Here is a 5,049-nt window from a genome sequence, read left to right on the forward strand (position 1 = left end):
CAGCGGCTGGACCGGGGCGCCGGACGGCAGGGCGGCCGCCGTCTCCGCGTCCAGGACGGCGATCTCCTCGCGCTCGTACGGTGAGGCGTTGAGCACGGCGGGCCCGTCGCCGCCCAGCGCCGCCACCGCCGCCGCGACGATCCCCGCCAGCTCGGCGCGCGCCCGCTCATAGCTGTCCCGCGCCTCGCGGTGCACCCAGGCGATCGACGAGCCGGGCAGGATGTCGTGGAACTGGTGCAGCAGCACCGTCTTCCAGATCCGGTCCAGGTCGTCGTACGGATAGGCGTAACCGGGCGCGTGCAGCGCGGCGGCCGTGGCCCACAGCTCGGCCTCCCGCAGCAGATGCTCACTGCGCCGGTTGCCCTGCTTGGTCTTGGCCTGGGTGGTGTACGTGGCCCGGTGCAGCTCCAGATACAACTCGCCCGACCACACCGGCGCCTTGGCCCCGTACTCCCGCTCGGCCTCGGTGAAGAACGCCGAAGGTGGCTGGATCTCAACGGTCGGCGAGCCCTCCAGGGAGGCGAGCCGCCGGGCCTTCTCCATCATCTCGCGGGTCGGGCCGCCACCGCCGTCGCCGTAGCCGAACGGCACCAGCGAGCGGGTCGCCAGCCCCTTGTCGGCGAAGTTCCGCTCGGCGTGGGCGAGTTCGGAGGCGCTGAACTGGGCGTTGTAGGTGTCCACCGGCGGGAAGTGGGTGAAGACCCGGGTGCCGTCGATGCCCTCCCACCAGAAGGTGTGGTGCGGCATCTTGTTGACCTGGTTCCACGACAGCTTCTGGGTGAGGAACCACTTCACCCCCGCCAGCTTGGCCAGTTGCGGGAAGGCGGCCGTGTAGCCGAAGGAGTCCGGCAGCCAGATCTCCTCGGTGTCCACCCCCAGTTCCTCCAGGAAGAACCGCTTGCCGTGCACGATCTGCCGGGCCAGCGCCTCGCCACCGGGCATATTGGCGTCCGACTCGACCCACATCGAGCCCACCGGCGCCCAGGTGCCGTCCGCCACCGCCTTCTTGATCCGCTCCCAGATATGCGGCTGGTGCTCCTTGACCCAGGCGTACTGCTGCGCCTGTGAGCAGGCGAAGACCAGCTCCGGGTACTCGTCCGCGAGCGCGGTGACATTGGCGAAGGTGCGGGACGCCTTGCGCACCGTCTCGCGCAGCGGCCACAGCCACGCCGAGTCGATATGGGCGTGCCCGGCCGCCGAGACCCGGTGTGCGCTGGAGTGCGCGGGACGGCCGAGCGCGTCGGTCAGCTCGGCGCGGGCGGCGGCCGCGGTGCCGGGGACATCGTGCAGATCGAGGGCGTCCAGCGCGTTCTCCAGGGCGCGCAGGATCTCATGGCGGCGCGGCCGGTCCGCCGGCAGCTCGCGCATCAGCTCCGACAGCACCTCGATGTCCAGGACGAGGTGCCAGACGGTCTCGTCGAGGACGGCCAATTCCGCCGAGGCGAACCGGTACAGCGGCTCGTCCCCGGCGGTCAGCACATCGCCGAGCCGGGTCGGGACGAAGCCGTCGCGCAGCACGGACGGGTTGGCGGCGGCCTCCAGCAGCAGCCGTACGGGCTCACCGCCCGCCGCGGGGGCCGCGACCGGGATATGGCGGTTGCGCGGATGGATGCCCTTGATCGGCACGCCCTCCGCGTCGTACACCAGCCCCTCGGCCTGGAACCCCGGGGCGTCGTCGGTGAAGCCCGGGTCGATGACGGCCTCCACCCGCCGCCCCGCCCACTCCTTGGGCACGCCGCCCTCCAGCCGGAACCACCAGGTCGACCACGGACTGCCCCAGTCCGTGCCGGTGGTGAACGGCTCGTAGGTGCCCGCCAGCGCCTCCGCGACCGGCACCGGCTCACCGGGGGTGCGCCACGCGGAGAGGGTCAGCGGCACCCGGGCCGTGTACTGGGCGGGCCTGATGAACTGGCGCAGCGCGCGGTCCAGGCGGCCCTCCACCAATGGTCGGTCGTCGTGCATCACGGCTCCTCGGCTCGAGCTCGGTGGATCACTCAGCGGATCACTCCCAGCATTTCCCTCGGTGTGTGGATGGCAACACCCGGGCATGCATTTCCGTGAGCGTGTTCGACGACATTCGACGCTGGCCGCCGCCTCGGGGCGGCCGGGGCGGGGGAGGATGAAGCGTCAGCCTGTACGGCCGGGCCGGATGCCCGGGCACGGGCGGCCGGATGCGAGGCCGAAGGCCGCGGAGGCTGTTCCGGTGGAGCGTGGCCCGGTCCTGACCAAACGATTGGCGCACGACGATCTGGCGGTGGTGGCGCAGGTCCGCGCGGAGCTGCGCGCGATGCTGCGGCACTGGGGCGGGCCCGGCCGGGCCGACTTGGCCGAGCTGCTCACCAGCGAGCTGGTGACCAACGCACTGGTGCACACCGGCCGTGGCGCGCAGATCACGGCCTCGCTGGGGGACGGGCCGGGCGCGCGCGTCACCGGACGATTACGGGTGGAGGTGCGGGATTTCGTGTCCCGGCACCCGACGCTGCGCGACCGGCCCGCGGAGGACAGCACATCCGGGCGCGGACTGCTGCTGGTGCATACGCTCGCGGACGCCTGGGGCGTGCGGGCGCACGGGGTGGGCAAGGTCTTGTGGTTCGAACTCGAAGCGGAAGGCGTTCCGTAGCCGCGCTCCACGGCGCGTTGGGCGTGGGATGTGCCGGACGCCCGGCGCGTTGCGCATCTGGTCACGGAGCCGCCGAGCGGCGGGCGGGGACGCGCGTCCCCGCCCCGGCCGCCCGCTCAGCCGAAGGCGCGCTCGATCTGCGCCAGCTTCTCCTCGAGGGAGTCCAGCCGCGGGATGGTGAGCGTGTCGTCCTCGGCCGTGAGGTCGATGGTGTGGGGACGGCCGGCCTCGGAGTCCTTGTCCTTCTCACCGAAGCCGAAGCTGAAATCCCGGTCGCGGTCCTTGCTCCGGTCGCGGTCCAGGTCGCCGAGCCCGGCCTCGGCGCCACCGGCGGACCGCAGGGCGGGCCGGGCGGAGGCGGCGGAGAGCTGAGCCTGGTCCGGGACCCCGGCGGTCTCCAGCACCTTCTCGCCTATGGCAGGCTCCGAACTGAGCTGCGCGGGCTGGGCGGCGGCGGTGACCTCCACCTGACGGCCGCCACGGCGGCCCCACATCCGGTGCTGCCGGTTGATCGCCCGGATCCGGGCCCGGTCCAGCTTCTCCTGGTCGCGGCGGCGAGCGCGGTTGTTCTCCTTCTCGCGCCGGTCCTCGCGGACCTCCTCGACCGCCTCGTCCAGCGTCCGCACGCCCTCGAGCAGCATCAGCGACCATGCGGCGAAGGTCTCGCGCGGAGCGCGCAGCCAGCGGACGACGCGGATCTGCGGCAGCGGCCGGGGCACCAGGCCCTGCTCGCGCAGCGCCGCCCGGCGGGTCTGCTTCAGGGCCCGGTCGAAGAGGACCGCCGCCGAGAGCGACATGCCCGCGAAGAACTGCGGGGCGCCCGCGTGGCCCATGCCGCGCGGCGCGTGCACCCAGTTGAACCAGGCCGCCGCACCCGCGAACAGCCACACCAGCATCCGCGAGCCGAGCGCCGCGTCACCGTGGCTGGCCTCCCGCACCGCCAGCACCGAGCAGAACATCGCCGCGCCGTCGAGGCCGAACGGCACCAGGTACTCCCAGCCGTTGGTCAGCGCGAGGTTCTCCCGCCCGAAGCCCACCAGGCCCTGGAAGGAGAGTGCCGCGGCCACCCCGGCGCAGCAGAACAGCAGGACATAGGCGGCCATCCCGTAGATGGCCTCCTTACGGCGCCGACGCTCTTCGCTGCGCTCCCAGGAGTCGGTGATGACGCTCTCGTCCTTCTTCCGTCGGCCGCGCGCGAGGACAACCGCCGCCCCCACGACGCCGGCGAGCGCCACGACGACTGGCAGAACCAGCGATATGTCGGTCAGTCTCATCCGGTGCCCCTTGATTGGCTTCCATGAAGTTCCGGCCGCAGTGCGGCCCTACCGCGCGCGACATCCTGGCGGAATCCTGCCGGGCCTCGAGCGGTTTTGGGACAAGAGGCCGCCAAGTAGGCGGGGGGACACGCGAATAGGTGCGATGCGATCCGAACACTCGCGCTGTGCAAGCGGCTTGATTCTATTCACGGAACCCGATCGCGGGTAATCCGACCGATCGGCTTGCCGTCGGCGTACTGTCCGTGTACGCGGAGTAACGTTACTGCGACCTTAAATGATGTTTACGGGCTTTGCCCGGGAGCGGCCTCCGCATATCGTTCGACGGGATGTCAGGAGGACCGGAGTGGAGCAGTCCGAAGCACAGGCGGCGATGGTGCCGCCGCCCTCCTGCGGCGCGCCCGCGGCACGCAGGTCTCCGCGCCGCCACTCGGTGCGCGGCCAGATCCTGGACGCCCTGCGGGAGGCGCTGGCCGGCGGTGAGCTGATCCCGGGCGAGGTGTACTCGGCCCCGGTCCTCGCCGAGCGCTTCGGCGTCTCTCCCACCCCCGTACGGGAGGCCATGCAGCAGCTCGCGGGCGAGGGCGCCGTCGAGGTGGTGCCCAACCGGGGCTTCCGGGTCTCCCGCCGCAGCGAGCGCGATCTGGCGGAGCTGGCCGAGGTGCGGGCGCTGCTGGAGGTCCCGGTGATGCTCAGCCTGGCGGAGGCGATCGCGCCCGAGCGCTGGGCCGGGCTGCGGCCCTTCGCGGAGGCGACGGCGGCTGCCGCCATGAGGGGCGACCGCGCCGCCTATCTGGAGTCGGACCGCACCTTCCACCAGACCGTGCTCGGGTTGGCCGGAAACCAGCAGCTCGTGATCGTCGCCGACGATCTGCACCGCCGCGCCCAGTGGCCGCTGGCCTGCGGCCGGGCGACCCGCACCGCCGACCTCGTCGCCGACGCGGAGGAGCATATGGCTCTCCTCGACGCCCTGGCCGCCCGCGACCTCGACACGGTCGAATCCCTCACCCGCGCCCACTTTGCCCCGACGGTCTGAGGGCTGGGGGTGGGGCTGGGGGCTGAGGTCTGAGGGCTGGGGGCTGATCGGGGGCGTCCGACGGTTCTTGGCGCCTGCGGCGGGCTGCTCCCCTCCCCGCCCCTTCCCACAACTGGGGC

Annotated in this window: 4 protein-coding genes; 2 read left to right on the top strand and 2 right to left on the bottom strand. The window is 72.3% G+C overall.

The genetic code is table 11. The features are described from left to right. On the bottom strand, positions 1 to 1,962 hold a 1,962-nt coding region (locus KN815_RS44245; RefSeq protein WP_507229929.1), incomplete at its 3' end, for a glycoside hydrolase family 38 N-terminal domain-containing protein. Between the two features lie 187 nt (positions 1,963 to 2,149). Between KN815_RS44245 and KN815_RS44250 the strand changes: the two genes are divergently transcribed. Beyond that, entirely contained in the window at positions 2,150 to 2,620 is a 471-nt protein-coding gene (locus KN815_RS44250; RefSeq protein WP_372458631.1) for an ATP-binding protein, read from the top strand. A 116-nt stretch (positions 2,621 to 2,736) separates the two neighbouring features. On the opposite strand, the gene KN815_RS44255 is transcribed toward KN815_RS44250, so the two are convergent. After that, a complete protein-coding gene (locus tag KN815_RS44255; RefSeq protein ID WP_216347403.1) occupies positions 2,737 to 3,894 on the bottom strand; it encodes a DUF2637 domain-containing protein in 1,158 nt (385 codons plus the stop codon). 373 nt (positions 3,895 to 4,267) lie between these two features. Here KN815_RS44255 and KN815_RS44260 point away from each other — a divergent pair, with 373 nt between their 5' ends. Then, positions 4,268 to 4,930, top strand: coding sequence for a GntR family transcriptional regulator (locus tag KN815_RS44260; RefSeq protein WP_253209628.1), 663 nt, complete (start codon positions 4,268 to 4,270; stop codon positions 4,928 to 4,930). The last annotated feature ends 119 nt before the right edge of the window (positions 4,931 to 5,049 follow it).

Source organism: Streptomyces niphimycinicus (genome assembly GCF_018883605.1).
In the GTDB taxonomy this organism is placed as follows: Bacteria; Actinomycetota; Actinomycetes; order Streptomycetales; family Streptomycetaceae; genus Streptomyces; species Streptomyces niphimycinicus.

What these genes read in the sequence shown, in the direction of transcription:
- KN815_RS44250 (WP_372458631.1), top strand. Translation starts at nt 2,150, where the DNA reads ATGCCCGGGCACGGGCGGCCGGATGCGAGGCCGAAGGCCGCGGAGGCT.
- KN815_RS44255 (WP_216347403.1), bottom strand. Translation starts at nt 3,894, where the DNA reads ATGAGACTGACCGACATATCGCTGGTTCTGCCAGTCGTCGTGGCGCTC.
- KN815_RS44260 (WP_253209628.1), top strand. Translation starts at nt 4,268, where the DNA reads ATGGTGCCGCCGCCCTCCTGCGGCGCGCCCGCGGCACGCAGGTCTCCG.